Below are 23,969 nucleotides of genomic sequence, written 5' to 3'. Positions count from 1 at the left end.
GCGGACTCGCCTTCATTCCCTGTGTGTCTGCACGGGCCGTGAGATCGACTCGGCGGCGCTCCGAGGTCGCGTCGGACCGGCAGGCCGGAGATCCTGGCCGGTGGCCTGGCCCGCACGCTCAGGGGTGTTCAGCGCGAAGCGCAGTTGCCTACGCGAGGTGATGCCGAGCTTTGTGAACACCTTGCTCAGATGCCACTCCACCGTGCGCGGACTGATGAACAGCTGGACGCTGATCTCCGGGTTGGAGAGCCCGTCGCAGGCGAGCCTGGCGATCTGGCCTTCCTGGGCCGTGAGCCGGTTCGCCGTGTCCACCGTGCGCTTGCGTACGGTCTCGCCTGTGGCGAGAAGTTCGCGTCTGGCGCGTTCGGCGAACCCTTCCATGCCCATGGCGGTCATCATCTCGTAGGCGGTGCGCAGTTGCTCGCGCGCATCCATGCGGCGGTTCTCCCGCCGTAGCCACTCGCCGTAGAGCAGACGCGCACGAGCCTGTTCCACACGTACGCGGGTGCGGCCGAGCCGCTCGACGGCTTCCTGATAGAACGGCTCCGCCGCATCGCCCTTGCTGAGCAGCGCCCGCGAGCGAGCCTCAATTCCCAGCGCCCAGTCGGTGCCACTGGCCCGGGCCGCCTCGGCAAGGTGCCTGAGCGCACTCGTCGCGCGTTCCGGCACTCCGATCCGGGCGGCTGCTTCCACCAGCTCCACCCGCAACCACGAGGAAATACCGATGTCGTGCGGGTACGAGATGCCCCGTTCCGCTGCCGCCAGAGCCCGGTCATAGCTACCGAGGCCGTTGCAGAGCACAGCCTCGGCCCACTCCGTGAGCGTGATCCCGATTCCCTCGCCGTCCACCGCCGCTTGCTCGGCCACGGTGTTGATCAGCGCGAAGGTCTCGTCCTCACGCCCCCGGATGGCGGAAAGGCACAGGGCGCCGAACGGCGCGACGTTGCTCCCCGCCGTCTCCGTCTCAGCCTGTTCCTCCTCGCTCAGCGCGGCCGCCGCGTTGAGGTCGCCGGCGACGAGCAGCGCACAGGACCGCATGCCAAGAGCCGATGGGAGCTCGCTGAACGCGCCCGTGTCACGTGCGAGCCCGACGTATCGCCGGGTCAGTCTGTCCCAGGCACAGTCGTCCCAGAGATGCAGGGCGGTCACGCAGGCCTGCCACAGCCTGCGCAGCTCTTCGTCCGTGGACATACCGTGGCCGAAGACGTTCAGCGCCCGCCGGAGAATGGGGGCGCCGACCTCGTACCCCTGTGTGAAGTGGGTGGCGAGGCCGTCCAGGAGCAGATCGGGCGCTGACGGGCGGGAGGTACGCAGCACATCGCGCGCCGCTTGCGACACCTCTGGTGCGGACCCGCCCGCACGGGCGAGACGGCCTGCGATCAGCGCGGCGGTCAGCGCGTCAAGATAGGTCGCGCGGGCGAGGTCGGCGTCGCTCGGCTCGAACTTCCGCGCAGCTCTGAGCAGCACCAGTGGCGCGTCGCCGCCCCGGTTCGAAGCGAACGCGAGCCGAGCCCGCAGCTGGGAGACCCGGGCACGCTGGAGCTGGTCCGCGGAGTCCGCCTCCGCCATGGCCAACAGCTCCGAGGCCGGGGCGTAGGCGCCCGCGAGGATCTTGGACTGAGCCGCGGCGAGCGCTCGTTCGACCCGACGCGCCGGATCAGGCGTCAACGTCGCGGCGCGCTCCAGGAGCGCGCCCGCGGCGGCCAGGCCGCCGCGGGCCTGCGCCCAGCCGGCCGAGTGTTCCAGTTCGGCAGCGACATCCTCGTGCGGCATCGCGGTCGCCTGAGCTCGGTGCCAGGCACGTCGGTCGGGTGCGGTGCGCTGGTCGGTCGCCTCCGCCAGGGCCCGGTGAGCCTCCTGTCTGTCACGGAGCGGCGCCGTCCGATAGGCGGCCGAGCGCACTGATGGATGCCGGAAGCGGACTTGGGTGCCGAACGTGAGCAGGCCGGCCTCGGCCGCGGGCATCGCGGCGTCGGCCGGGATGCCCAGCCGGGTGGCCGCGCGCCACACCAGTGCCGGGTCACCTGCCGGGTCGGCGGCCGCGGTCAGGAGCAGACGCCGGGTCTGTGCCGGGAGGCACTCGACCCGCCGATGGAAGCTGCGCTCGATCTGGCTGGAGGGCGGTGGTACGTCCAGTGTCTGGTACCCGCTGGCGAGTTCCGCGGTGAGTCCGCGGGACAGCTCCAGCAGCGCGCGCGGGTTTCCGCGCACCTCGGCCAGGAACCGCTCGCGCACCTGGCCGTCCATCGGCCATCGGACCAGCGAGCTCAGCAACTGCCGTGCGTCGGCGTCCCGCAGACCGCCGACCACGAACACCGGCAGCCCATGGAACTCCGGGCCCGGCTCGCGAGCGACGAAAACCATGAGTACGGGTTCTGTCCGCAACCGGCGAGCGGCGAAGGCCAGCGACTGAGCCGAGGCCTCGTCCAGCCACTGCGCGTCGTCCACCACGCACGCGAGCGGGCACTCGCCGGCCGCCCGGGACAACAGGCCCAGTACGGCCAGACCTACCAGGAGACGGTCTGGCGCGGGCCCTGTCCGCAGGCCGAACACGGTCTCGAGCGCCTCACGTTGTGGGGCCGGGAGACGGTCGACGTGCGGGAGGAACGGTCCGCACAACTGGTGCAAGGCGGCGAAACCGAGCTCGATCTCCGACTGTACGCCCGCCGCCCGTACGACCCTGAAGTCCCGTGCCGCGGAACGCACCGCGTGGTTGAGCAACGCCGTCTTTCCGACACCGGCCTCGCCTCGTACCACCAGCGCCGCGCCGCGTCCCCCACGCACGTCCTCGATCACTCCGCCCAGCAGTGCGTACTCCCGGAGCCGCCCGCGCAATTCGCGGGGCGAATCGATCAGCCGGCCGGATGCCCCGTCCTCGGGTTTCGCCAAGCTGTCGAGTGACATGAGTACTCCGTACGTTGCTGGGACGGGACGCAACCCCCTTCTGCTCCGGCGTACCGGCCAGGACGGGCCAGGTTGCCGGGGAGGAAGTCCAGGCCCGGAGACGTTGAGGTCAGCAGGACGACAGACATGCGGAAAGCGAGGTCGGGACGCTTTCCGCACAGTCGTCCGCGCTTTACTGGTGTGGTGAGTGTTTGATCTTTGCCATGGCGTTCCCGTCGAACCAGGCAGCCGAGCGCAGCGTGGCCATCCACTGCTCCTGCTGCGCAGGAGTCAGCCTGTCGATGAACAGCACACCGTCCAGGTGATCGGCCTCGTGCTGGATACAGCGGGCCAGCAGCCCGTCCCCGACGACCTGAACCGGGTCGCCCCGCCTGGTGAAGCCCTTCGCCACGACGTTCATCCGACGCCTGGTATCCAGGTAGACGCCGGGGACGGACAGACAGCCCTCTGCGCCGTCCTGTTCCTTCTCGTCCGGGAAGTCCAGGACGGGATTGACCAGGTGGTCCAAACTACCGCGGGACAATTTGGGGTTCCAGACGAACACACGGAGCCCGACGCCCAGCTGGGGCGCGGCAAGCCCGGCCCCTCCGCTGTCGCTCAGCGTCTCGCGCAGGTCGCCGACCAATGTGTGCAACTCACCGTCGAAGTCTGTCACCGGCTTGGCCGGCTCCCGCAGCACCGGGTCACCGAGTGACCTGATCGGTACAACCGTCATATGAACCTTTTTCTTGTCGATCGGACACCAGCTGCGCTCGGGGGTACTGCAAGCCCCGATACCCCGCGACAGCGAAGGCGCTCTCCCAGACCGGCCTTCAGGTCATCGCTCCTCGTGCAAGGACCCCCGGCTGCCCGGCGCGCAATGAATCTACGGCGACCGCCCGTGACCACATCAGCAACAGAAACGACAAAGGAGATAGCGTTCCCGCCATGCGAGCACCAGACGTCGTCACCTGCGAGCGGGAACGTGTGTTCAGCTTGCAAGCGGGCAGCTGAGGGCTGTATCCGTCATTTGACTACATGATCGCGGTCCAGGTCCGGCGCGTCCCCGGTCGCAGCTTCTGGTCGGCCAACCTGTGCGGCGTGATCGACGTCGAGGACTGCTCGGGCGAACGCTTCGGGCGCTTCCTGTGGCACGTTGCGCCCGATGCCCTTGAGCGTCCGGTGGTCATAGGGGCCCGTGAACTTGGCCCGGTACGCCGTGCGATGTCGGGCGCTGCCGCGAGGCGTGCCTCGACACCGTCGTAGCGGGGGTCGCCCTGGGCAAGTCCCAGCCGCCAGCGGTCGTTGTGAATGACGTTGCGCCAGATGAGCTTCGCGAAGTCGTGCCGGTACCCCGCCATGCCAGACGACGTTCCAGGCAGTAGGCCGCGACCCCGTGCGGGGGCGCGGCCTCGGTGCGCTACGGGTGCGGAACGGGCCTCAGCCCGTCTTCTCGCCGGCGAGATCCAGGACGGCTCGGTACGCGAAAGCGAGGCTGCTGCCGATCGGGGTCCCGGCGCCCGGGTACACCCGTCCCGACATGGCCGCCGCCGTGTTCCCCGCGGCGTAGAGACCGGCGATCGCGCCGCCGTCGGGGCGCAGGACGCGCGCGTTCTCGTCCGTCTTCAGGCCACCCTTGGTGCCGATGTCGGAGAGGACGATGGTCGCGGCGTAGAACGGCGCCGTGTCGAGGGGCGGCAGCAGCGGATGGGCGGAGTCCGGTGACGCCGGCGCCGGATAGTTCATCACGGGCCCGGCCGGGAAGCCCACGATGTGCTGGTACATCTGGTCCCATGGGGTCTCGCCGCGGTGGAACCGCTCGTCCACACCGGTGGCGGAGTAGCCGTTGTACTCCTCGACGGTCTTCGTCAGAGCCTCGTACGGCACCCCGATCAGCTCCGCCAGTTCCTCCAGGGTGTCCGCCTTCTTCAGCGCGCCCGACTCCAGCCACGCCGGGTCCGGCGGCCGGCTGGGGTCCCCGCCGATGCTGTCGCGGTCGAGCTGGCGCTGGTCGAACACCCAGTGGCAGGGGACGTGGGAGACACCGCTGGTCGAATGCAGGCGGACCAGTTCGTGGCCGGCCTGGTCGTAGGGGCGGGTCTCGTTCACGAAGCGCTCGCCGGCACCGTTGACCCAGATGCCGCCGCGGGTTCCGGTGTGGAACACCGGCAGTCCGTCGGGCTGGACGAGACCCGGTACGAACCATGCCTCGTCGAGGAGGTCGGTGGCGGCGCCCACCGCGATGCCGGCCTGGAGGGCGTCGCCGGTGTTGCCGGGGCAGCCGTTCGACCACGTGCCGTCCAGCGGCACCGCGTGGTACTTCTTGCGGAGTTCCCCGTTGCGTTCGAAGCCTCCGGCCGCGAGAAGCACCCCGCGTTCGGCGCGGAAGGTGATCCGCTCGCCCCCACTCGTCGTCGCCGTGACACCGACGACCCTGTCGTCCTCCAGCAGCAGGCTCTCCAGACGGGTGTTGATCCGTAGCTCCCCGTTGCCGGTCTCCAGGAAAGCCGTCAGGGCTCGGCCGATGAGTGCCCGGCCGCCCGTGAACACCGCGGGGCGCTCCACCCCCCAGCGTTCGGTTGGTATCGAGTCCCGTACCAGCTCGGCTCGTTCGCCCAGCTCGGCTACGGCTATGTCCGGCGGGAAGACGGTCCGCCCCGCGGGTGATGAGCCCGGTACCCCCGCGAAGTAGTCGGGTACAGGCCCGTAGACGAACGACTGGAACCAGGGGTTCTGCTCCAGTTCGTCGATCAGCTTCCGGCCGGCGTCCAGATAGGCGTCCTGCAGATGCTCCCTGGTGTCGTCCGCCACCACACCGCGCAGGTAGGTCCTGGCGTCCTCGCTGCCCTCCTCGACACCGGCCCGCAGCAGGGGCGCCGACTCCGGGAACCAGAGCCCCGCACCGGAGTAGGCGGTCGTTCCGCCGACCCGGTCCGTCTTCTCGATCACGAGCGTGCGCAGGCCTCGCGACGCCGCGACATAGGCCCCGACCAGACCACCTCCTCCCGATCCCACGACGACGACGTCGTAGCTCTCCCCACCGGCCATCACTGTCCTCCTCGTCTCAGGCTCTCGCGCCCGGCTCACCTGCGCCGAGGACGACGTCCTGGAGCTCCGGCGCCCGTCCCTGGCCGGACGCCCATGGCCCCCGGCCGGGCGACCGCAACCTCAGTGTGTTGTCGGCCTCAGGCACGCAGGTGGCGCGATTCCGGTGACCGGTACGGAATGTGCGGGACGCGGTGGCGTCAGCGGTTGGTGCGCCCGAGGTCCACCGGCAGTTGGATGCCGCTGACGTGACGTGCCTCGTCGGAGGCGATCCAGGCAACGGCCGCGGCGATGTCCTCGGCCTGGCTGACGCCGTCGGGGAGGACGCCCTGGAAGAAGGCGCTCAGTTGCGGGTCGTTCTCCAGGATCGGCCGGATCCCGGGGACGAGTTTGGTGTCGACCCCGTGGGGATGCACGGAGTTCACCCGGATCCGGTGGTCCCCCAGTTCGTTCGCCAGGGTCTTGGCCAGTCCGGTGACACCGTGCTTGGCCGCCACGTAGTCGGCGAGCAGCGGCAGCCCGCGCAGTCCGGCGACCGAGCTGGTGAAGACGATCGCGCCGCCGGTTCCCTGCTCGATCATCAGCGGGACGGCGGCCTTCACGGTGTGGAAGGCTCCGGTGAGGTTGATGTCGAGCGTCGCGTTCCAGTGCTCCAGCTCGATCTCCCAGGTGCGGGCGAACGTCGTCATACCGGCGTTGGCCACCACGACGTCCAGGCGGCCGAGTTCGCGGACGCTCTCCTCCAGGGCCGCCCGTACGGCGGGGAAGTCGCGTACGTCGGCCTTGTGGGTGAGGATGCGCCGGCCGAGCTTCTCGACGAGCCGGGCGGTTTCGGCGAGGTCCTCGGGCGTCGCCCCCGGGTACGTGGTGGTGGGGAGGTCCTCGCAGATGTCCAGCGCGATGATGTCCGCGCCCTCCGCGGCGAAGCGCACCGCCTCGGCCCGTCCCTGCCCGCGGGCCGCTCCGGTGATGAAGACGACCTTGCCCTGGAAGCGGTGCGCGTTCGGTGCGTTCGGCACGGGTGCCTCGGGAACGGTGCCGGTCATCGTGCACTCCTCTCGTCCTCGGCGGGCTTCGCAACGGTGGCCTCGGGGCTCGGCTTCGGCGCGGGGGTGAGGCTCAGCTCCTCGAACTCACCCCGGTGCCGCCACTCCTCCAGCATGGTGAAGTACGCCGTGGAGGTGCCCGGGTAGTTGACGTTCTTCCGGGGGCGGCCGTCGGGATCCCCCTCGTTGTTCCAGCGGCCCGGCGTGCAGTCCTTCAGGAAGCCGCCCGCGCCGAGGAGCGCCAGGCCGGAGCCCTCCGTCACCTGCCGGACATACGCCTCCTCGCCCTGCCTTGTGACGTCCGCGATCACCCCCCGTCGCTCGAACTCCGCGACCAGGAAGGCGACATGCTGCGCGGTCTCGTCCAGGGTGTGGCAGAAGTTCACCGCGGCGGTGCCCTGCGTGTAGTTCGGCGGCAGGAGGAAGAAGTTGGGGAAGCCGCTCGACATCACGCCGTGCAGGGTCTCCGGGCCGTCCTCCCACTTCCGGGAGAGGGTGCGGCCGTCGCGGCCGGTGACGTCGAATCCCACCCGGTCGACGTATGCGGAGTCCTGGTCGAAGCCGGTCGCCAGGATGATGCAGTCGAGCGGGTACTCGACCTCGCCGACCACGACTCCCCGCGGGGTGATCCGCCGGACGCCCTCGCCCTGGGTGTCGACGAGTTCGACGTTCGGCCGGTTGAAGGCCGGCAGGTACTCGTCGTGGAAGCAGGGCCGTTTGCACTGGTAGCGGTAGTAGGGCTTGAGCGCCTCCGCGGTCGCCGGATCCCGCACCACCTCGTCGATCCTGGCCCGGATGTGCTCCATGTGCTCCAGGTCGGTCAGTTCACGCTGCTCCGCGAGTTCCTGGGGACTCAGGGCGCCGTGTTCGTCGCCGCTGAGCATCGCGTGGTAGAAGACGGTCCAGCCGTCCCTCACCAGGTCCTCGGTGATCGGCTCGCCGTTGGTGACCGCGGTGAAGTTCTGCCGCCGCCGCTTCTGCCAGCCCGGCTCCAGGGAACGCGCCCACGCGTAGTCCGTCTCCCTGTTGTCCCGGACGGCGACCGTGGAGGGGGTGCGCTGGAACACGTAGAGCCGCTGGGCCGATTCGGCGAGCGGGGCCACGATCTGGACCGCGGTGGCGCCGGTGCCGATGACGCCGACCTTCTTGTCACCGAGTCCGGTGAGCGGGCTGGAGCTGTCGCCGCCGGTGTAGTCGTAGTCCCATCGCGAGGTGTGGAACAGCTCGCCCTCGAAGCCGTCGATCCCTTCGATCGCCGGCAGCTTGAGCGAGGTGAAGGAGCCGTGCGCCACCACCACGTACCGGGCCTGGAACTCGTCGCCGCGATCGGTGCGCACGCTCCATCTGGCGCTCTGCTCCTGCCACTTCATCCCCGTCACCGAGGTGTGGAAGAGCGCGTGGTCGTAGATCTCGAAGTGCCTGGCCAGCCGCTGGGCGTGGGCGAGGATCTCGGGGCCGTACGAGTAGCGGCGCCGGGGTATGTAGTCCAGTTCCTCCAGCATCGGCAGATACACGTACGACTCGACGTCGCACATCGCGCCCGGATACCGGTTCCAGTACCAGACGCCCCCGACGTCTCCGCCCTTCTCGACGATGCGGATGCGTTCGACTCCGGCCTTGCGCAGATGTGCCGCGGCGAGCAGACCGCCGAATCCGCCTCCCACCACCATCACGTCGACCGTGTCGTGCAGCGGCTCACGCGGCACCACATCCGTGAAGGGGTCCGCCACCAGCTCCTCGCGTCCCGAGAGGTCCAGGATCTCCCGGCGCGAGGGGTCCAGGCGCTTGTCCCGCTCGGCTCGGTACTTGGCGCGCGCCCGATCCAGATCCGTGGGCGCGGCCGAGGTGTACGTCATCCCTGTTTCTCCGTCCTGGGGCCTCCGACCAACGAAGCGATTTTAGAAGAACAGTTAAATCATGTGAAGGTATCCAACACTTGAATCAGCTAACTCAATGCTACAATTCATACCCTGAGCTGAGCAGCGCGCGACACTGCGGGAGGATCGGCGCACATGACTGAGTTCGGCATGCCCTGGCCCGGTGCGGAGGTCGGCCCGGAGGCCGAGGCCGCGGGCGTCGCGGCCTTCTGCACCGGCGAGTTCGCGGACCACGACGCGTATGTCACGGTCGCCGGGATGGTCGCGTCGACCCGCAGGGCTCTCGTCGGTCCGGCGATCGCGTACGGGTTCTCGCGTACGCCGTTCGCCCATGCGACGGCGATCCGAGACCTGTGGAGGCAGGCACCCGGACGCGTCTTCGCGGGCCTGGGCTCGGGGGCGTTCGCCATCAACCGCGACTGGTGCGGTGTGGCCGCGGACCGCCCGGTGGCCCGGATGACCGAGCTGGTGACGGCCGTACGAGCGTGGCTGCACGCCGAGAACGGGCAACGCATCGCTCTCGAGGGCGAGTTCTACCGGATCGACGCGCGAGTGAAGGCCCCGGTACTGGGCCGGATCGACGTACCGATCCTGCTGGCCGGGTTCCAGCGCCGGATGGCGACCGCCGCCGGCCGCACCGCCGACGGGATCATCGGCCACGGACTCTTCACGGACGACTGGTGGGACGGCGTCGTCCGTCCGGCCGTCGAGGCCGGCGCGCGCGAGAGCGGACACGACCGCGGACACGACCGGCGGCCGCTGGAGCACGGCTGGCTGCTGACCGCGATCGACGACGACGATCCCGAGCGCGCCGTCACCGACATGCGCCGCATGATCGCCTTCTACCTGACCGTACGCACCTACGACGCGTTCGCCGCACACCACGGCTGGACCTCCCAGGTCGAGAAGATCAGGGAGGCGTTCGCCGACGGACGGTTCGACGACATGGCGCGGGCCGTGACGGACGACATGGTCGACGCCATCGCGTTGTGCGGGAGCACCGCCGACGCGGCGGCCGCCCTCCGCCGGCGCCGGGCATCGATCGCCCGGGACGTCGCCTACTTCGCGCCGCCGTCGTTCATGGTCGGCGAGCGCCGCCGGCAGGCCTACGCACGGTCGAGTCTGGCGCTGATGGACACACTCGACGCCGCCGAAGCGCCCTGAGAGGGCCGCCACCCGCAGACATCGCGCACCCCGTCGGAAACCCCCGGCACGCTCATCCCACGACTCCTACGACAGAGGAGACCGGCCATGCCGCACGCCCAGGACGTCGTCAACGAAGTGCTCGAACTGCTGGAACCGATGGTCGCTCCCGACGGCGGTTCCATCCGGCTCGCGGAGTTCGCTCCCGAGCAGTCCCGTCTGACGGTCGACTACTCCCGAGGCCACAACGACGCCTGCGCCACCTGTGTGCTCGACGGCGAGTCGCTCAAGGCGTTCATCGAGGAGGGGCTCCAGACCCGCGGCATCGAACTGGCCGAGGTCACCGTGCGCGAGCCGGACCCGGCCGGCTGAGGCCGCTCCCTCAGCCGGCCACACAGCGGAGCGGGCGGCGGGTCCTGGGACTCGCCGCCCGCTCCGCGTGCGCGGGACCGCCGCTACCAGCCGACGAGCCGGTCCAGTACCAGCGCAGTCGTGGAGAAGTAGTCGCCGTAGCCGCCGCGGAAGAACAGCAGCGGTGTCTTGGCCGACTCGGCGCGCAGGGCATGGACCCGCCCCACGGCCAGACAGTGGTCGCCGATCTCGACGACCTCCGCGAGCTCGCAGTCGATCCAGGCGACCACACCGTCGAGTACGGGATTCCCCAACGGCGAGAGCCGCCAGGGGACGCCGTCGAAGCGGTCGGCACTCCTGCTCGCCATCGACCGGCACAGGACCTCCTGGTCGGCCGCCAGTGCGTTGACGCAGTACCGGCCGGCCGCCCGGATCCTGGGGAACGTCCCGGAGGAGCGGTCCGCCAGAAAGGCCACCAGGGGCGGATCGAGGGAGACCGACGTGAACGATCCGACGATCATCCCCTCGGGCCGCCCTCCGGGCACTCCCGCCGTGATGGCCACCACGCTCGTGGGGAAGTTCCCCAGCACCTGGCGGAAGTGGGCCTTGTCGTGCGGGGAGTCCGGCTGGCCGGGGGAAGAGGCGTCTGTTCCGCTCTCACTCTGCATGCGTTCTCTCCTCCTCGCCCACGGCGCCGGAATTCAGATCAGCACCCGCAGTTGCGGAGGCAGTTCGAGACCCATCTGGGCCAGGGAGTTGGCGTGGTAGGCCGCACCCGGGACGTGGATCATGTGGGCCAGGCCGACGTGCGCGTCCCGCCAGTAGCGCTGCAGCGGGTTGTCACGCCGGATGACGTTGCCGCCGGACCTCGCGAAGATCTCGTCGAGGGCCGACACCGCCCGCCAGGCGCAACGCACCTGGTTGCGCCGGACCCTGGAGCGCTCCTCGACGGACACCGGCTCTCCGGCCGCGACCTGGTCGTACACCTGGCTGATCCCGTCGATCAGCTGCACACGGGAGGCAGCGATCTCCGCGGCGGCCTCGCCCGCCGAGTAGAGCACGTACGGGTCGTCGCGCACCTGCACACCGGTCACCGCGACCCGGTCGCGCTGCTGGGCCAGATGGACGTCGAGGGCTCCCTCGCAGATGCCGATGACGGCCGAGGTGATCCCGAGCGGGAACATCGAGGTGAACGGCAGCCGGTAGAGGGCTTCGGTGACGCCGTTGCCCGCCGCCGCCTCCCCGGCCGACACCTCGTCCTGGTTGACGGTCCGGTAGGCGGGGATGAACGCGCCGTCGACGACGACGTCCTTGCTGCCGGTGCCGGACAGTCCGATGACGTCCCAGGTGTCGTCGACGATCTCGTACGACGGCCTGGGCAGGATCACGTGCAGGACGCTCGGCGGCGAGGCCGGCCTGCCCTTGCCGTCCCCGACGAGCGCGCCGAGGAACACCCAGTCGCAGTGATCGGTCCCCGACGAGAAGGGCCAGCGCCCGGAGAGGACGTAGCCGTCGTCCACCGGCTCGGCGATCCCGTTCGGCATGTAGGGGGAGGCGATCCAGGTGTCCTGGTTCTCACCCCAGATCTCCTGGGCGACCCGCGGGTCCATCTGGGCGACTTCCCAGGGGTGGACCCCCACGACCCCGCACACCCAGCCGGCGGCACCGTCGTGCCGGGCCGCGGCCATCACGGCTTCGGCGAAGTCGCGGGGGTGGGCCGCGTAGCCGCCGAACTTGGTCGGCTGGAGCAGCCGCAGCACACCGGCGGACCGCAGGAGACTCACGGTCTCGTCGCTCAGCTTGCCCAACTTCTCGTTCCCGACGGCCAGTTGCGCCAGCTTGGGACCGTACTGCTCTACTCTCTCGACGACTTCATGCGCCATGCCCCGCACCTTCCGCTTCCGATGTCTTCCGGGTGAGGAACTCCAGCACCACTCGTTCGAACTCGGTCTTGCGCTCCACCTGCACCCAGTGACCGCAGCGGGCGAAGGTGTGCAGCTCGACCTCCGGCAGCCACCGGGTGGCGAAGTGCGCCTGGTCGTAGGGGAGCATGCGGTCGTCGCGCCCCCACAGCAGCAGGGTCGGGGTGGTGAAGGACGCCGCCTTGGTCCACAGGGGCGTGTACTTCTGCCGCAGGGAGGGATGGAACATCGACCCGATGATCTTCCGGGTCCTGTCGATGACGCCTTCCTCCAGGGCGTTGTGCATACGCTCGTCGATGAGTTCGTCGGTGATCCTGCTGTGGTCGCTGACCATGGTCCTGACCCAGGCGATCATGCGCTCCCGGGTGGGTTCGTCCAGGAACTCGAAGAGCCGTACGAAACCCTCGCTCGGCTCGGCGCCGAACAGCCCCACGGAGAGTCCGCCCGATCCCATCAGAGCGAGTCGGCGGACCCGTTCGGGATACAGGGCGGCGAGCTCCGCCGCGACCGCGCCGCCCATGGAGTTGCCGACGAACACCGCGGACTCGATGCCCAGTTCGTCCATGAGGCCGGCGATCCGGCGCGCGGCGGCCACCGGGTAGACCTCGGTGAGTTCCGGCAGGTCGCTGCCGCCGAACCCCGGGAGGTCGGTCGCGATCGTGCGGAAGTGCTCGGCGAAGACAGGCAGGTTGTAGCGGAAGTTCGACCAGGCGCTGACGCCGGGGCCGGATCCGTGCAGCAGGAACAGCGGCTCGCCCTCACCGGCCTCGTGGCTGGCGAAGGTGAGTCCGTCCACGTCGTGGGTGACCCTGGTCGACTCGAAGGTGAGTGCGGTCATCGTCCGACACCCCTGGCTTCCGCTCGTACTCCGGCTCGGGACGTTTCCATTCCAATGCCTCCCAGTCCGGGGCGAAGGAGAGACGACCCGGAGGACAGCTCGATGTGGTGGTCCGACCCGGGGTCCTGGACCCCGACCGGGTCGGGAAGGCTCGCGCAGGGGACCTCAGGACTTCTGGGTCTGGAGTGTCAGTGCGATGTCGATGAGCATGTCCTCCTGCCCACCGACGAGTTGGCGGCGCCCCGCCTCGACGAGGATCTCCCGGGTGTCGACCCCGTACAGCCGGGCCGCGTTCTCGGCATGGCGCAGGAAACTGCCGTACACGCCCGCGTAGCCGATCGTGAGGGTCTCCCGGTCCACCCGGACGGGACGGTCCTGGAGCGGTCGTACGAGATCGTCGGCGGCGTCCTCCAGCGTGAACAGGTCACAACCGGTCTTCCAGCCCTTGAGGTTGGCGACCGCCACGAACGGCTCGATGGGGTTGTTGCCCGCGGCCGCGCCCTGTCCGGCCAGCGAGGCGTCGACGCGGTAGGCGCCTTCTTCCACGGCGGCGAGGGAGTTGGCGACGCCGAGCGAGAGGTTCTCGTGAGCGTGGATGCCGATCTGGGTGTCCTCGTCGAGGACTTCACGGTAGGCCCTGACCCGGTCGCGGACGTCCTCCGAGGTGAGTCGACCGGCCGAGTCGGTGATGTAGACGCAGTGCGCGCCGTAGGACTCCATCAGCTGCGCCTGCCGGGCGAGTTCGGCCGGCGGGAGCATGTGGCTCATCATCAGGAACCCGGAGACGTCCATGCCGAGTTCACGGGCCTCAGCGATGTGCTGGGCCGCCACGTCCGCCTCGGTGCAGTGGGTGGCGACCCGGACGGAACGCACGCCGAGGTCGAAGGCCTTGCGGAGTTCGGTGACGGTGCCGACGCCGGGCAGCAGGAGGGTCGTGATGATCGCGCGGGGGGCGTTGGCGACGGCGGCCTCGATCCACTCCCAGTCGGTGTGGCTGCCGGGCCCGTAGTTGAGGCTGGCGCCGGCCAGGCCGTCGCCGTGGCCGACCTCGATCGCCGCCACTCCGGCCCGGTCGAGGGCGGCGACGATCCGGCCGACCTGCTCGGGCTCGATGCGGTGCCGGATGGCGTGCATGCCGTCGCGCAGGGTCACGTCCTGGACGTAGATCTCGGTCATCGGGCCACCAGCTCCGCCTGCTCGACGATCCGCTCGGCGACGCGCAAGGCGGCGGACGTCATGATGTCGAGGTTGCCCGCGTAGGCGGGCAGGTAGTGCGCGGCTCCCTCGACCTCCAGGAACACCGACACCTTGGTGTCGACCGGGCCGGCCGTCTCGGGCAGCAGGGTCGCGGCCTCGGCCCGTTCGATCGGGGTGAACTGCACGTCCTGCACCAGGCGGTAGCCCGGCACATAGGTGGCGACCTCGGCCACCATCTCCGCGACGGACCGGCGGATCTCGTCGTGGTCGGCCTGGCCGACCAGGCAGAACACCGTGTCCCGCATGATCAGCGGCGGCTCGGCCGGATTGAGGATGATGATCGCCTTGCCGCGGCGGGCGCCGCCCACCGTCTCGATGGCGTGCGCGGTGGTCTCGGTGAACTCGTCGATGTTGGCCCGGGTGCCCGGACCCGCGGAACGCGAGGCGACGGACGCGACGATCTCCGCGTACGGCACCTCGGTCACCCGGGACACGGCGGCCACGATCGGGATGGTGGCCTGACCGCCGCAGGTCACCATGTTGATGTTGGGGGCGTCGAGGTGTTCGCCGAGGTTGACCGGAGGGATCACGAAGGGGCCGAGCGCCGCCGGTGTCAGATCAACCAGCCGCCGTCCAAATCCCTCCAGCGCCCGCGCGTTGGCGACATGGGCGGCGGCGCTGGTCGCGTCGAGCACGATCCGGACCCGCTCGAACTCCGGCATGCGGAGCAGTCCCTCGACTCCCTCCGCCGTCGTCGCCACGCCGAGGCGGGCGGCGCGGGCGAGTCCGTCGGACTCGGGGTCGATCCCCACCATGGCGAGTGCCTCGAGGTTCTTCGAGGTACGTTTGATCTTGATCAGCAGGTCGGTTCCGATGTTGCCCGACCCGATGATCGCGACTCCCACCCTGTCCGTCATCACTCTCCCTTGTCCTCCGAGAAGCGGGCGGTGATGGTGCCGAGCGGCTCGATCGTCACCTCGAAGACGTCTCCGGGGAGCACCGGGACCATCGGCCCGAGCGCCCCGGAGAGCACCAGGTCCCCCGCGCGCAGCGGCGCACCGAACTCGATCGCGGTCGCGGCGAGCCAGCCGAGTGCGTTGAGCGGGTCCCCGAGGCAGTCGCGCCCGGTGCCGCTGGAGACGACCTCTCCGTCGCGCCGCATCGTCATGACCGTGTCCACCGGTTCGAAGGCGTCCAGTGACCGTCCCTCGTCACCGAGCACGAAGACCCCGGACGAGGCGTTGTCGGCCACCGTGTCCGTGATGCCGATCTTCCAGTCGGCGATACGGCTGTCGACGATCTCCACGGCCGGGTAGGCCGCTGCCACGGCCTCCCGCAGCGCGGACAGGTCGCGGGTGTCGGTGAGGTCGCGGCGCAGCAGGAACGCGACCTCGGCCTCGGCCTTGGGCTGCAACAGCCTGCCGTAGGGCACGACGTCACCGTCGGCGTAGCGCATGTCGGCGAAGAGGACACCGAAGTCGGGCCGGTCGACGCCCACCTGCGACTGCACCGCCGCGGAGGTCAGTCCGATCTTCCGCCCGATCAGCCGGGCACCGGCGGCCAGCCTGCGTTCGGTGACGGTCTGCTGCACCCGGTAGGCGGTGGCGATGTCGGTCCCGCCGATGAGGTCGGTGACCGGCCCGCACGCCCGCCCGGTGGCACTCGCCTGCTCCAGCCGGGTGGCCGCCGCGAGCACGGCTTCCGCCCCGGCCGTCATGAGTGTCCTCCGCGGGCGACGGTCCACCGGCACCGCGGTGTGCGGGGCCGGCGGATCGCGGCCGGGGCCGGCGCCGGGGCCGGTCGTCGCGGGTTCGCGGTCATCGCCGCTTCGTCCATCACGCCCTCATCGTCCGGCGTCGGCCACGCCTGCGGACGCCATGTGCCCGCTGAGCGGGACAGAAGTGATCAGCGGGCGCGGGCGCGGCCGTGGCGTGGAGGTGGCCGTCAGACGGCGGGAGATCTCGGCGGCGATCCACTTCACGTGGAACTTCAGCTCGTCGACACGGATGCGTTCCTGGGGACCGCACACCGAGATGCCGGCGACCGCCTGGTTCATGACGAGAACGGGTGCGGCCACGCAGGACACCCCCGAGACGGACTCGCCGGTCTCCGTGGCGTATCCCGTGCTGCGGATCCGCGCGAGGACGGCTTCCAGGGCCTGGGGCGTGGCGATGCTCGCCTCGGTACGGCGGCCCAGATCGCTCCAGAGGTACTCGTCCACCACCTCCTTGGGCGAGTGGGCGAGGATCGACTTGCCCACCGCGGTGCAGTGGGCCGGGAAACGGCCCCCGATCCTGGACGGCAGGGTGCTGGCGAAGTTCCCGCCGACCTTGTCCAGGTAGACGACGTCCTGCCGGTCGAGTACGGCCAGGTGCACCACGTGGCCGGTGGCCGTGCACAGTTCCTGCAACAGGGGCCTGGCGGCCTCGTTCATCCGGGTGCGGTGCACGACCAGGCTGCCGATCTCGAACATGCGCAGTCCCAGCCGGTATTCGTTGTCGTACCTGCTCAACAGGCGGGCGTTGACCAGCTGCTGGAGAATCCGGTGCACGGAGGAGCGCGGGAGACCGCTGCGGGCGCTGATCTGCCCCAGGTTGAGCGGTCCGGTGGACCGTTCGAAGACACCCAGGATCATGACGACCCTGTCGACCATACTGGACGGGGAATCGGACACGGTGACCTCCTGAGCATCCCTGGACGGCGCCCTGGTCGGCACCGGGCGTCGTCCAACGGGTCCCTCATGGGGAAAGACTTCATCGGCTCTGCATCGTCAGATCACTTCAGATCGCTGCGGACTCCCGGCGGAGCCCGCTCTTGGTCGAAGCGGCTCGTCCCGGCCGGTCGGCCGGGCCTTGATCAGACAGGTAACTCCCGGTAGGGGCCCGCGAGATGACCGCCGTCGGCGGTGAACTGGGACCCGGTGCACTACGACGCCTCGTCCGAGGCGAGGAAGAGGGCCAGGGCCGCGACCTCCTCGGACCGGCCCATCCGGGCCAGGGGCTGCCGTCCCACGGTGCGGGCCAGCCTCGCCGACCTGGCCTCGCCGATCGAGCGGACCAGAGGTGTGTCGACGACCCCCGGGTGCAGGGAGTTGACCCGGATCCCGAGGGGGCCCAGATCGATCGCCATCGACCGGGTGAGCCCGGTCAGCGCGTGCTTCGACGCGACATAGCTCGCCATCGAGCCGATGCCGGTCAGCCCGTCGATCGAGGACACGTTGACGATCGAGGCGCCGCGGCCCTTCCGCAGCAGGGGCAGCAGGGCGCGGATGCCGTAGAAGGCGCCGTGGACGTTGACGTCGAAGAGCCGGAGGTGATCCTCGACGTCGAGCTCGTCCACCCGGCCCAGCCGTGCGGGTGCGATCCCCGCGTTGTTGACCAGGACGTCCAGCCGCCCGAACCGCTCGCGGACGGTGTCGGCGGCGGCGCTCCAGTCCGCGACGGAGGTGACGTCGAGGTGGAGGTAGCAGCCCGCCACCGAACGTGCGGTCGCCGCACCGAGATCGTCCAGTACGTCGCTGACGACGACCTCGGCGCCCTCCCGCGCGAACAGAGCGGCCTCGCAGGCGCCTTGACCGCGCGCTGATCCGGTGATCAGCGCCACCTTGCCGTGCAGTCTTCCTGTCATGATCGCCCCTCAGGCCATGGACGCGCCGCCGTTGACGCGGATCACGTGTCCGGTCACGCAGCGGCTCGCGTCCGAGGCCAGATAGAGCACGGCGTACGCGGAGTCGATGGCTTCGGCCACCGTTCCCAGGGGAGCGGCGGCTGCCATCCTGCTCGCGAGTTCGTTGAACCCGCTCTGCTGGAACTCGCCCGTGTCGTCCACGTGTCGCTGCCGGGTGATGCCGGTGTCCGTCCAGCCGGGTGCGACGCCGTTGACCCGGATGCCCCGGGGCCCCAGTTCGACGGCGAAGGTCCGGGTCAGCGCTTCGCCGCCTTTCTTGGCTGCGGCGTAGGAGCCGGTGCCGGCGGTGGCGAAGTCGATGATCGTGGAGAGGGTGTTGACGATGCTCGACCCCGGCCGCATCACCCGTGCCGCGGCCTGGCTGCCGTAGAGAACGCTCTTGAGGTTGACCGACAGGATGTGGTCGAACTCGTCCGGCGGGACCTCGGCGAGCGGACGGCGGATCATGATGCCCGCGTTGTTGACGAGGACGTCCAGCCGTCCGAGTCCGGAGACGGCCTCGTCGACCAACGCGCCCATGGCGGCCGGGTCCGACACGTCGACCTGGCGGGCCACGGCCTCCCCGCCCTCCTCCTTGATGCCGGCCACGGTCTCCTCGGCGCCCGCCAGGTCCAGATCGGCGACGACGACCCGGGCGCCGGCCACGGCGAGCACACCCGCGCTCGCTCGCCCGATGCCGCTGCCCGCGCCGGTGACGACAGCCACCTTTCCGGTCAGCCGGAACACGTTCGACGGGTCCATCTCACTCCTCCCCGCCGTGGTACGGCGGTGCTGCGCTGGTGCGGTCACTAGGGCGGCGGGCGCGCTTCGAACGGCTCGTCATGTCGCCCCCACACTCACGGGTACGACGCCCCGTCCGAGCCCTGCGGCGACGTACGGGACGACGCCCTCGGCGAGGCTGCGGTGCCCCGCGTCCCCTGGATGGATTCCGTCCACGAGGTGTTCGGGTGCTACGAGGTCCCGTCCCGGCACGAGCGTCACCCGGTCGTCCCCGTTCGCCTCGGCGAACCGGCGCACCGCCCCCTCCAGAGCGGCACGGAGATCGGCGAGGCTCGCGCCGAACCGGTTGGGGACGTGCTCGGCGTCCGGGCGGACGATCGGGCTCACCACCACGACCGGCACCTCGGGCAGGCCTTCGCGCACGGCGGTGAGGTAGAGCCGCATCGTCTCGGCGATCTGGGCGGTGCTGGTCGGCAGGGACGAGTAGGCGTTGGTTCCCCAGGCCAAGGTGACGGCCTCCGCCCCGGAAGCGGCGAGCACGTCGGCGGTCAGGAGCTCGCCGCGCGCCGCCCCCGCGAAGCCGAGGTTGACCAGGTCGAGCCCGAGGGTGTCGGCGATCTGTGAGGGCCACGCCAGGCCGGGCTCCGTGACCGACCAGCCCTGCGTGATGGAGTCGCCGTAGACCACCCAGAGGGGGCCCCGCGCAGCTGGTTCCGGACGGTGGTCGCCCGCGAGGCCGGCCACCGTCACCTCGACCGACTCGGGCAGGTACACCCGCACCACACGGTCCCGCTCCCGCTCCCGCTCCGGCAGTCGCACACGCACCGTTCCGCCCCGGGAGGGCAACGGCACCACGCTGGAGGGACTCCCCGGCACTCGTACGACGAATCCCTCGGGGACGGTGGGGGCCGGCACCGCCGTCCGCTCCCCCACCTCCACCGTCAGCTCGACCGTCGACACCGGGCCGGTGAAGGCCAGATGGACGCCGGCCGGCACGCGGGCGGCCCGCACGGTGTCGGCCGTCAGCTTCGCGCACCCCGCGAGCGGCAGTCGTGAGCCGCCGTCGGCCCACGACAGTCCCGGCAGCACACCACGGAGAAAGGGTTCCGGCTGCACCTGGATCATTCGGGGTTCACCTCTCCATCGGGCGGCGGACGCGGATCCGTGCGGCACGGTCGCGGTTTCCCGCTCCCCCAACTCCGGACTTCGGCCGGGGCGTTGAACACTTCTCGCTTATTCATCTAACTTCTTTAACGGATATGGCTATATTAACGAGGTGGCTCCAGCGGGCGTCAAGGAACGTGTCAGCACCTTCTGCGGCGTCTTGCGGACCGGCCCCTCGGCAGAGAGGGAGGCACGATGGGCATCACCGAACTCACGCCCGACTACCGCAGTCTGATCGATCTCAAGGGCAGGCATGTCCTCGTACTCGGCGGGGGGCTGGGCATCGGCCGGCAGACCTGCCTCGCCGCGGCGAACATCGGTGCCAGGGTGTCCGTGGTCGACCGGGACCCCGAGCGCGCCGCGGCGGTCGCCGACGAGGTCGACGGCCTGGCCCTCACCGGCGACGCCACCAACCGCGCGGATGTGGAGCGGCTGGTCGCCGGGGCCGTCGCACGCTTCGGTCCGCTGCACGGGCTGGCGGACATCGTCGGCATCTCCGACAACGGCCCGCTGGGCGAGGTGACCGACGAACTCTGGCAGCGCGGGCTCGATCTGAACCTCCGTCATGTCTTCCTCGCCCTTCAGATCGGCGCGAAGGCCATGACGGAGGGCGGCTCGATGGTGTTCGTCGGTTCCGTCTCGGGTCTGCGGTCCGCCCCTCAGCACGCCGTGTACGGCGCGGCGAAGGCGGGCCTGGTCAACCTGGTCAGTACGGCGTCCCTCGAACTCGGCCCGGACATCCGGGTGAACGTCGTGGCCCCCGGTCAGACGGCGACCCCTCGCGTGGCCGAGCGGCACCCCGAGCCCGACTACTACGACAGGGCCGCCGGACAGGTGCCGTTGGGTCGGGTGGGCAGGACGAGCGACATCGCGTCGGCCATCCTGTTCTTCCTGACGGACCTCTCGTCCTGGATCACGGGCCAGACCCTGGTGGTCGACGGCGGCGCGGCCCGGAAGTTCGCCTACAACCTCTGACGCATGCGCAGACGGGCCGGTGCGGCCCCGGAAACCAGGGGTCCGCACCGGCCCGCCGCTCTCGCGCCTCACAGGTACTCGGCGATGGCCTTCTCGATCATCGTGCGGGGCTTGGCCCCCACCAGCGTCGTCACTACCTCCCCATCGGAGAACAACAGGAGCGCGGGGATCGAGGAGACACCGTGCCGCTGGGCCGCCCGCGGGCTCTCGTCCAGATTGACCTTCACGATGTCGAGGGCCCCTTCGTGCGCCTCGGCCAGCGCGTCGAGGATGGGTCCCATCGCCCGGCACGGGCCGCACCACGGAGCCCAGAAGTCCACGAGCACCGGTCGCCCGGCCCCCCGGACGGCCTCGTCGAAGTCGTCGTCACCGACCGCGCGGACGACTGCTGCCATGAGCGTGCTTCCTTCCTCCGCCTGCGCGCGCGACTACGCGAGGGCGGCGATCTTCACGGTGATCGGCGTGGTCATCGTGCCGAAGACGAACTCCTTGGGCGTGCCGTGCCCGGCGACGACGATGTTGATAGCGGCCGGGTCGTTGAACGCCTGGATCGTCTGGGTCCGCTGCTCCTCGGGGGTGAGCTGGAACATCCACTCCCACTCGGGCCGGACCAGGCCGCGCTCCCGGAAGTCGATGAACGGCGCGACGACGTCCCAGATCCGCGGCCGGATGTTGTGCAGCAGAAACCTCCTGACCGCGTCCTTGCTCAGCCCCGCGTCGGCGAACTTCCGCGCCGTCTCCGGGGGCAGCAGGTAGAACAGCCCGTCCTCGTTGCCTTCGAGGCCGGCCAGGGTGCTCGTCATGAAACCGACCTGGGTGAGCGTGGGGGTGCGCGCCGCGATGGACCGGATACGGCGGTCCGCCGGTCCGTGGTTGGAACCGAGGTCCCACTCCCCCACGGTGTGCACCACTGTCACGGTGCTGTCGTCGGGCCGCAGGCCGTTGCCGACCTGGTACGGCTCCCAGGGACTCTCGTCCTCGTTCTCGCCGAACACCTGGATGTTCTTGCGCACGGTACCGATGGTGTCGAGGTCCATGCGTCCCGGTATCCACGCGCCGAGGTTGCGCAGCGTCAGGGCGACCGCCCGCCCGATGCGGATGTTGACCCGGTTGTTGAGGCCCGGCCCGAGCGGGCTGCGCCCGCTGTTGATGCCGAGCTTCTTCACGAGCGGCCCGTTGACGAGGATCACGGGCGCGAAGGCGCCGGTCGACATCAGGACCGAGAGGTTCATCGGAGGGGGGCAGGCGTGGATCGCCTTGAGCGCGGCGATGACCACGGGCAGCTCCTCAGGACGGCACCCGGCCATGGCGGCGTTGACCGCGATCCGCTCCAGGGTTCCGTGGCCGTGCAACGGCGGGACGGTGAGGATCAGTTCGTCCCGGGGCCGCCCCTGGGCCTCGATGATGGCCTCCACCTTCGCCCGGGTCGGCGGGTGGAGCGGCAGCCCGTCACCGAAGTCCTTCTGGAGATAGAACTCGTTGAAGGCTTCGACGGCCGCCACCGGGTCCTGGCCGCGGAAGGTGTACGTCTCCTGCCACTCCTCGGCGTCTTCCTGCCCGGCGGTGTCGGCCGGGGCGGCGGCGGGAGTCTGGGTGAGGGCCTTGATGACGTCGTCCGCCACCGGCAGCGTCTGCTCGGTCGCCTGTTCCGGCGTGAGGGCGGTGAAGACGCGGGGCACGACCACGTATTGCAGCCCGGGGACGCCGAACACCTTGGCGCTGGTGTCCGTGTCGCGCTCGAAGCCCCGGGCCACGATCGTGACCTGGGGGACGCCCGCCTTCTCGGCCTGCGCGCCGTCGTGGATCAGCCAGGACGTGCAGGCACCGCAGTCGGCCGTGGCGCCGACGAGGGCGTCGCTCTCCTCGATGGCCCGCCGCAGCAGCCCGGGTTCGAAGCGGATGGAGCCGGGGTAGAGGCGGATCTTGAGATCCGGGTAGGTCTCCTTGATCTTCTCCGCCACCGCCTGGAGCGCGATCTCGGCATTGGGCTTGCTGTTGGACAGCAGGCCCAGCACCTTGCCGTTGAGTGTGTCCAGTCGCGGGGCCAGGGAGGTCTCCGCGGAGTCCAGCTTGTCCGCGGTCGGATTGACCACCTCGAAGGTGGCCTGGTCTACGCCGGCTTCGGTCGTCACGGCTTCTCCTCCTGGATTTAGTTATCTGTATCAGTTATACGATTGAACTCATTGGGTTCGTCAATACTCCGGTCGGAGATTGCCGACGGCCGGGACCTCGACGTCAGCAGCCACATCACCGTGACCCCGGTGACCGCGGCGGCGACCACCAGCCACCCCGCCGCCCGCGGCCCCGCCGTCCGGGTCAGCTGGGCGGCCAGATAGGGCGTGAGACCACCGCCCGCGACGGCGCCGGCGTTGTAGGCGAACGCCACCGCCGTGTAGCGCACCCGGGTGGGGAACGCCTGGGTCAACGTGACGTACATCGACGGCGCGGCCGCGTAGCTGAACGCGAGCGCCAGGACGTACAGGGCGCCGGCCGCGACGAGCGCCCAGGCGCCACCGGAGCGCACACTCCGCATGCCGTACAGCACGGGGAAGACCAGGGCGGCCGAACCGCCGAGGCCCAGCAGCATCGCCGACCGGCGTCCGAAGCGGTCGGTCCACCAGCCGCCCACGAGGAACCCGCCGGCCCCGAGGAACAGGCAGGCCGCCGACAGCCAGTACACCTTGAGGGCCGGCACGCCCAGGACCGAAAGCAGGTAGACGCTCATGTAGTTGACCAGCACGCCGAGCACCATGGTGACGACGAGGTTGAGCACGGCCGAGACCGTGATCATGCGCCAGTGACCGCGCAGCGCGGTGCGCACGGGCGACCGTTCGACCGCTGCCGCCTCGGCCAGGGAACGGAACTCCGGGGAGTCCTCGACCCGTACCCGGTAGACCACCACCGCGAGCGTCATCGCCGCGGACAGCAGCAGCGGGATACGCCAGCCCCAGTGCGCCATGTCCTTCGTGCCGAGAACCGTCACCAGCAGGCCGACCACCGCCGGGGAGACGGCGACCCCCAGGCTCGAACCCAGGGGGATGAGTGCCTGGAACCGTCCGCGTCTGCGGCCGCCGCCCGCCGGGCTCGTCGGTCTCGACGACCTCGGCTCCCGGCGGCACAC

22 protein-coding genes are annotated in these 23,969 nt (G+C 70.1%); 4 read left to right on the top strand and 18 right to left on the bottom strand.

Features of this window, described 5'->3' with window-relative positions; translation table 11 throughout:
* Positions 1 to 12 precede the first annotated feature (12 nt).
* A complete protein-coding gene (locus ACWGKQ_RS24750) occupies positions 13 to 2,904 on the bottom strand; it encodes an AAA family ATPase (protein ID WP_453294114.1) in 2,892 nt (963 codons plus the stop codon).
* A gap of 172 nt (positions 2,905 to 3,076) precedes the next feature.
* Entirely contained in the window at positions 3,077 to 3,619 is a 543-nt protein-coding gene (def, locus tag ACWGKQ_RS24745) for a peptide deformylase (RefSeq protein ID WP_453294113.1), read from the bottom strand.
* A gap of 302 nt (positions 3,620 to 3,921) precedes the next feature.
* Between def and ACWGKQ_RS24740 the strand changes: the two genes are divergently transcribed.
* Positions 3,922 to 4,149 (top strand): hypothetical protein, encoded by a 228-nt coding sequence (locus ACWGKQ_RS24740; RefSeq protein WP_453294112.1) that lies wholly within the window; start codon positions 3,922 to 3,924, stop codon positions 4,147 to 4,149.
* Between the two features lie 174 nt (positions 4,150 to 4,323).
* On the opposite strand, the gene ACWGKQ_RS24735 is transcribed toward ACWGKQ_RS24740, so the two are convergent.
* The 3 genes from ACWGKQ_RS24735 to ACWGKQ_RS24725 form a co-directional block, all read right to left on the bottom strand.
* The gene (locus ACWGKQ_RS24735; protein WP_453294111.1) at positions 4,324 to 5,931 is read right to left on the bottom strand and encodes an FAD-dependent oxidoreductase; all 1,608 of its coding nucleotides are present in this window, start codon (positions 5,929 to 5,931) and stop codon (positions 4,324 to 4,326) included.
* Between the two features lie 197 nt (positions 5,932 to 6,128).
* Positions 6,129 to 6,974, bottom strand: a complete 846-nt coding sequence (locus tag ACWGKQ_RS24730; RefSeq protein WP_217561264.1) for a mycofactocin-coupled SDR family oxidoreductase — start codon at positions 6,972 to 6,974, stop codon at positions 6,129 to 6,131.
* Complete coding sequence (locus ACWGKQ_RS24725; RefSeq protein ID WP_453294110.1) at positions 6,971 to 8,830, bottom strand: flavin-containing monooxygenase; 1,860 nt, start codon at positions 8,828 to 8,830, stop codon at positions 6,971 to 6,973. Before ACWGKQ_RS24725 ends, ACWGKQ_RS24730 begins: the two co-directional genes overlap by 4 nt.
* 156 nt (positions 8,831 to 8,986) lie before the next feature.
* Here ACWGKQ_RS24725 and ACWGKQ_RS24720 point away from each other — a divergent pair, with 156 nt between their 5' ends.
* Both ACWGKQ_RS24720 and ACWGKQ_RS24715 read left to right on the top strand, forming a co-directional pair.
* Positions 8,987 to 10,015: an LLM class flavin-dependent oxidoreductase gene (locus ACWGKQ_RS24720; RefSeq protein WP_453294109.1), complete on the top strand. Its 1,029-nt coding sequence runs from the start codon at positions 8,987 to 8,989 to the stop codon at positions 10,013 to 10,015.
* Positions 10,016 to 10,102: 87 nt separating this feature from the next.
* The gene (locus tag ACWGKQ_RS24715) at positions 10,103 to 10,366 is read left to right on the top strand and encodes a NifU family protein (protein WP_453294108.1); all 264 of its coding nucleotides are present in this window, start codon (positions 10,103 to 10,105) and stop codon (positions 10,364 to 10,366) included.
* Positions 10,367 to 10,449: 83 nt separating this feature from the next.
* Here the strand turns inward: ACWGKQ_RS24715 and ACWGKQ_RS24710 are convergent, their stop codons facing one another.
* From ACWGKQ_RS24710 to ACWGKQ_RS24665, 10 genes are all read right to left on the bottom strand, one after another.
* Positions 10,450 to 11,013, bottom strand: a complete 564-nt coding sequence (locus ACWGKQ_RS24710; RefSeq protein ID WP_453294107.1) for a flavin reductase family protein — start codon at positions 11,011 to 11,013, stop codon at positions 10,450 to 10,452.
* A gap of 33 nt (positions 11,014 to 11,046) precedes the next feature.
* A complete protein-coding gene (locus tag ACWGKQ_RS24705; RefSeq protein WP_453294106.1) occupies positions 11,047 to 12,228 on the bottom strand; it encodes a hydroxylase in 1,182 nt (393 codons plus the stop codon).
* Entirely contained in the window at positions 12,218 to 13,105 is an 888-nt protein-coding gene (locus ACWGKQ_RS24700) for an alpha/beta fold hydrolase (RefSeq protein ID WP_453294105.1), read from the bottom strand. The genes ACWGKQ_RS24705 and ACWGKQ_RS24700 overlap by 11 nt, the downstream gene beginning before the upstream one ends.
* A 165-nt stretch (positions 13,106 to 13,270) precedes the next feature.
* The gene (dmpG, locus tag ACWGKQ_RS24695; RefSeq protein ID WP_453294104.1) at positions 13,271 to 14,281 is read right to left on the bottom strand and encodes a 4-hydroxy-2-oxovalerate aldolase; all 1,011 of its coding nucleotides are present in this window, start codon (positions 14,279 to 14,281) and stop codon (positions 13,271 to 13,273) included.
* The gene (locus ACWGKQ_RS24690) at positions 14,278 to 15,219 is read right to left on the bottom strand and encodes an acetaldehyde dehydrogenase (acetylating) (protein ID WP_453294103.1); all 942 of its coding nucleotides are present in this window, start codon (positions 15,217 to 15,219) and stop codon (positions 14,278 to 14,280) included. The genes dmpG and ACWGKQ_RS24690 overlap by 4 nt, the downstream gene beginning before the upstream one ends.
* Complete coding sequence (locus ACWGKQ_RS24685) at positions 15,219 to 16,019, bottom strand: 2-keto-4-pentenoate hydratase (RefSeq protein WP_453294102.1); 801 nt, start codon at positions 16,017 to 16,019, stop codon at positions 15,219 to 15,221. The genes ACWGKQ_RS24690 and ACWGKQ_RS24685 overlap by 1 nt, the downstream gene beginning before the upstream one ends.
* Positions 16,020 to 16,145: 126 nt before the next feature.
* Positions 16,146 to 16,976 (bottom strand): IclR family transcriptional regulator, encoded by an 831-nt coding sequence (locus ACWGKQ_RS24680; protein WP_453294101.1) that lies wholly within the window; start codon positions 16,974 to 16,976, stop codon positions 16,146 to 16,148.
* A gap of 251 nt (positions 16,977 to 17,227) precedes the next feature.
* Entirely contained in the window at positions 17,228 to 17,929 is a 702-nt protein-coding gene (locus ACWGKQ_RS24675; RefSeq protein ID WP_453294100.1) for an SDR family NAD(P)-dependent oxidoreductase, read from the bottom strand.
* Between the two features lie 9 nt (positions 17,930 to 17,938).
* Positions 17,939 to 18,730 (bottom strand): SDR family NAD(P)-dependent oxidoreductase, encoded by a 792-nt coding sequence (locus tag ACWGKQ_RS24670; protein ID WP_453294099.1) that lies wholly within the window; start codon positions 18,728 to 18,730, stop codon positions 17,939 to 17,941.
* Between the two features lie 78 nt (positions 18,731 to 18,808).
* Complete coding sequence (locus ACWGKQ_RS24665) at positions 18,809 to 19,834, bottom strand: GDSL-type esterase/lipase family protein (RefSeq protein WP_453294098.1); 1,026 nt, start codon at positions 19,832 to 19,834, stop codon at positions 18,809 to 18,811.
* A gap of 234 nt (positions 19,835 to 20,068) precedes the next feature.
* Between ACWGKQ_RS24665 and ACWGKQ_RS24660 the strand changes: the two genes are divergently transcribed.
* A complete protein-coding gene (locus ACWGKQ_RS24660; protein ID WP_453294097.1) occupies positions 20,069 to 20,848 on the top strand; it encodes an SDR family NAD(P)-dependent oxidoreductase in 780 nt (259 codons plus the stop codon).
* Between the two features lie 68 nt (positions 20,849 to 20,916).
* On the opposite strand, the gene trxA is transcribed toward ACWGKQ_RS24660, so the two are convergent.
* From trxA to ACWGKQ_RS24645, 3 genes are read right to left on the bottom strand one after another with little or no spacing between them, the layout of a single operon-like run.
* Positions 20,917 to 21,243, bottom strand: coding sequence for a thioredoxin (gene trxA, locus ACWGKQ_RS24655; protein WP_453294096.1), 327 nt, complete (start codon positions 21,241 to 21,243; stop codon positions 20,917 to 20,919).
* 33 nt (positions 21,244 to 21,276) lie between these two features.
* Positions 21,277 to 22,980 carry a UGSC family (seleno)protein gene (locus ACWGKQ_RS24650; RefSeq protein WP_453294095.1) on the bottom strand — a complete coding sequence of 568 codons (1,704 nt, stop codon included), beginning with the start codon at positions 22,978 to 22,980 and terminating at the stop codon, positions 21,277 to 21,279.
* A 17-nt stretch (positions 22,981 to 22,997) separates the two neighbouring features.
* Positions 22,998 to 23,969 (bottom strand): MFS transporter, encoded by a 972-nt coding sequence (locus tag ACWGKQ_RS24645; protein ID WP_453294094.1) that lies wholly within the window; start codon positions 23,967 to 23,969, stop codon positions 22,998 to 23,000.

It is taken from the genome of Streptomyces sp. NPDC054770 (assembly GCF_053611985.1).
Note: the sequence above shows the minus strand (reverse complement) of the source record. Positions and strands in the feature narration are given on the sequence as shown.

Bases quoted from the DNA above. Each gene is read 5' to 3' on its own strand.
- ACWGKQ_RS24690 (WP_453294103.1), bottom strand. From the start codon at position 15,219: ATGACGGACAGGGTGGGAGTCGCGATCATCGGGTCGGGCAACATCGGA.
- ACWGKQ_RS24670 (WP_453294099.1), bottom strand. From the start codon at position 18,730: ATGGACCCGTCGAACGTGTTCCGGCTGACCGGAAAGGTGGCTGTCGTC.
- ACWGKQ_RS24705 (WP_453294106.1), bottom strand. From the start codon at position 12,228: ATGGCGCATGAAGTCGTCGAGAGAGTAGAGCAGTACGGTCCCAAGCTG.
- ACWGKQ_RS24715 (WP_453294108.1), top strand. From the start codon at position 10,103: ATGCCGCACGCCCAGGACGTCGTCAACGAAGTGCTCGAACTGCTGGAA.
- ACWGKQ_RS24740 (WP_453294112.1), top strand. From the start codon at position 3,922: ATGATCGCGGTCCAGGTCCGGCGCGTCCCCGGTCGCAGCTTCTGGTCG.
- ACWGKQ_RS24730 (WP_217561264.1), bottom strand. From the start codon at position 6,974: ATGACCGGCACCGTTCCCGAGGCACCCGTGCCGAACGCACCGAACGCG.
- def (WP_453294113.1), bottom strand. From the start codon at position 3,619: ATGACGGTTGTACCGATCAGGTCACTCGGTGACCCGGTGCTGCGGGAG.
- ACWGKQ_RS24660 (WP_453294097.1), top strand. From the start codon at position 20,069: ATGGGCATCACCGAACTCACGCCCGACTACCGCAGTCTGATCGATCTC.
- ACWGKQ_RS24750 (WP_453294114.1), bottom strand. From the start codon at position 2,904: ATGTCACTCGACAGCTTGGCGAAACCCGAGGACGGGGCATCCGGCCGG.
- ACWGKQ_RS24720 (WP_453294109.1), top strand. From the start codon at position 8,987: ATGACTGAGTTCGGCATGCCCTGGCCCGGTGCGGAGGTCGGCCCGGAG.
- dmpG (WP_453294104.1), bottom strand. From the start codon at position 14,281: ATGACCGAGATCTACGTCCAGGACGTGACCCTGCGCGACGGCATGCAC.
- ACWGKQ_RS24725 (WP_453294110.1), bottom strand. From the start codon at position 8,830: ATGACGTACACCTCGGCCGCGCCCACGGATCTGGATCGGGCGCGCGCC.
- ACWGKQ_RS24685 (WP_453294102.1), bottom strand. From the start codon at position 16,019: ATGACGGCCGGGGCGGAAGCCGTGCTCGCGGCGGCCACCCGGCTGGAG.
- ACWGKQ_RS24700 (WP_453294105.1), bottom strand. From the start codon at position 13,105: ATGACCGCACTCACCTTCGAGTCGACCAGGGTCACCCACGACGTGGAC.
- ACWGKQ_RS24665 (WP_453294098.1), bottom strand. From the start codon at position 19,834: ATGATCCAGGTGCAGCCGGAACCCTTTCTCCGTGGTGTGCTGCCGGGA.
- ACWGKQ_RS24675 (WP_453294100.1), bottom strand. From the start codon at position 17,929: ATGACAGGAAGACTGCACGGCAAGGTGGCGCTGATCACCGGATCAGCG.
- ACWGKQ_RS24735 (WP_453294111.1), bottom strand. From the start codon at position 5,931: ATGGCCGGTGGGGAGAGCTACGACGTCGTCGTCGTGGGATCGGGAGGA.
- trxA (WP_453294096.1), bottom strand. From the start codon at position 21,243: ATGGCAGCAGTCGTCCGCGCGGTCGGTGACGACGACTTCGACGAGGCC.
- ACWGKQ_RS24710 (WP_453294107.1), bottom strand. From the start codon at position 11,013: ATGCAGAGTGAGAGCGGAACAGACGCCTCTTCCCCCGGCCAGCCGGAC.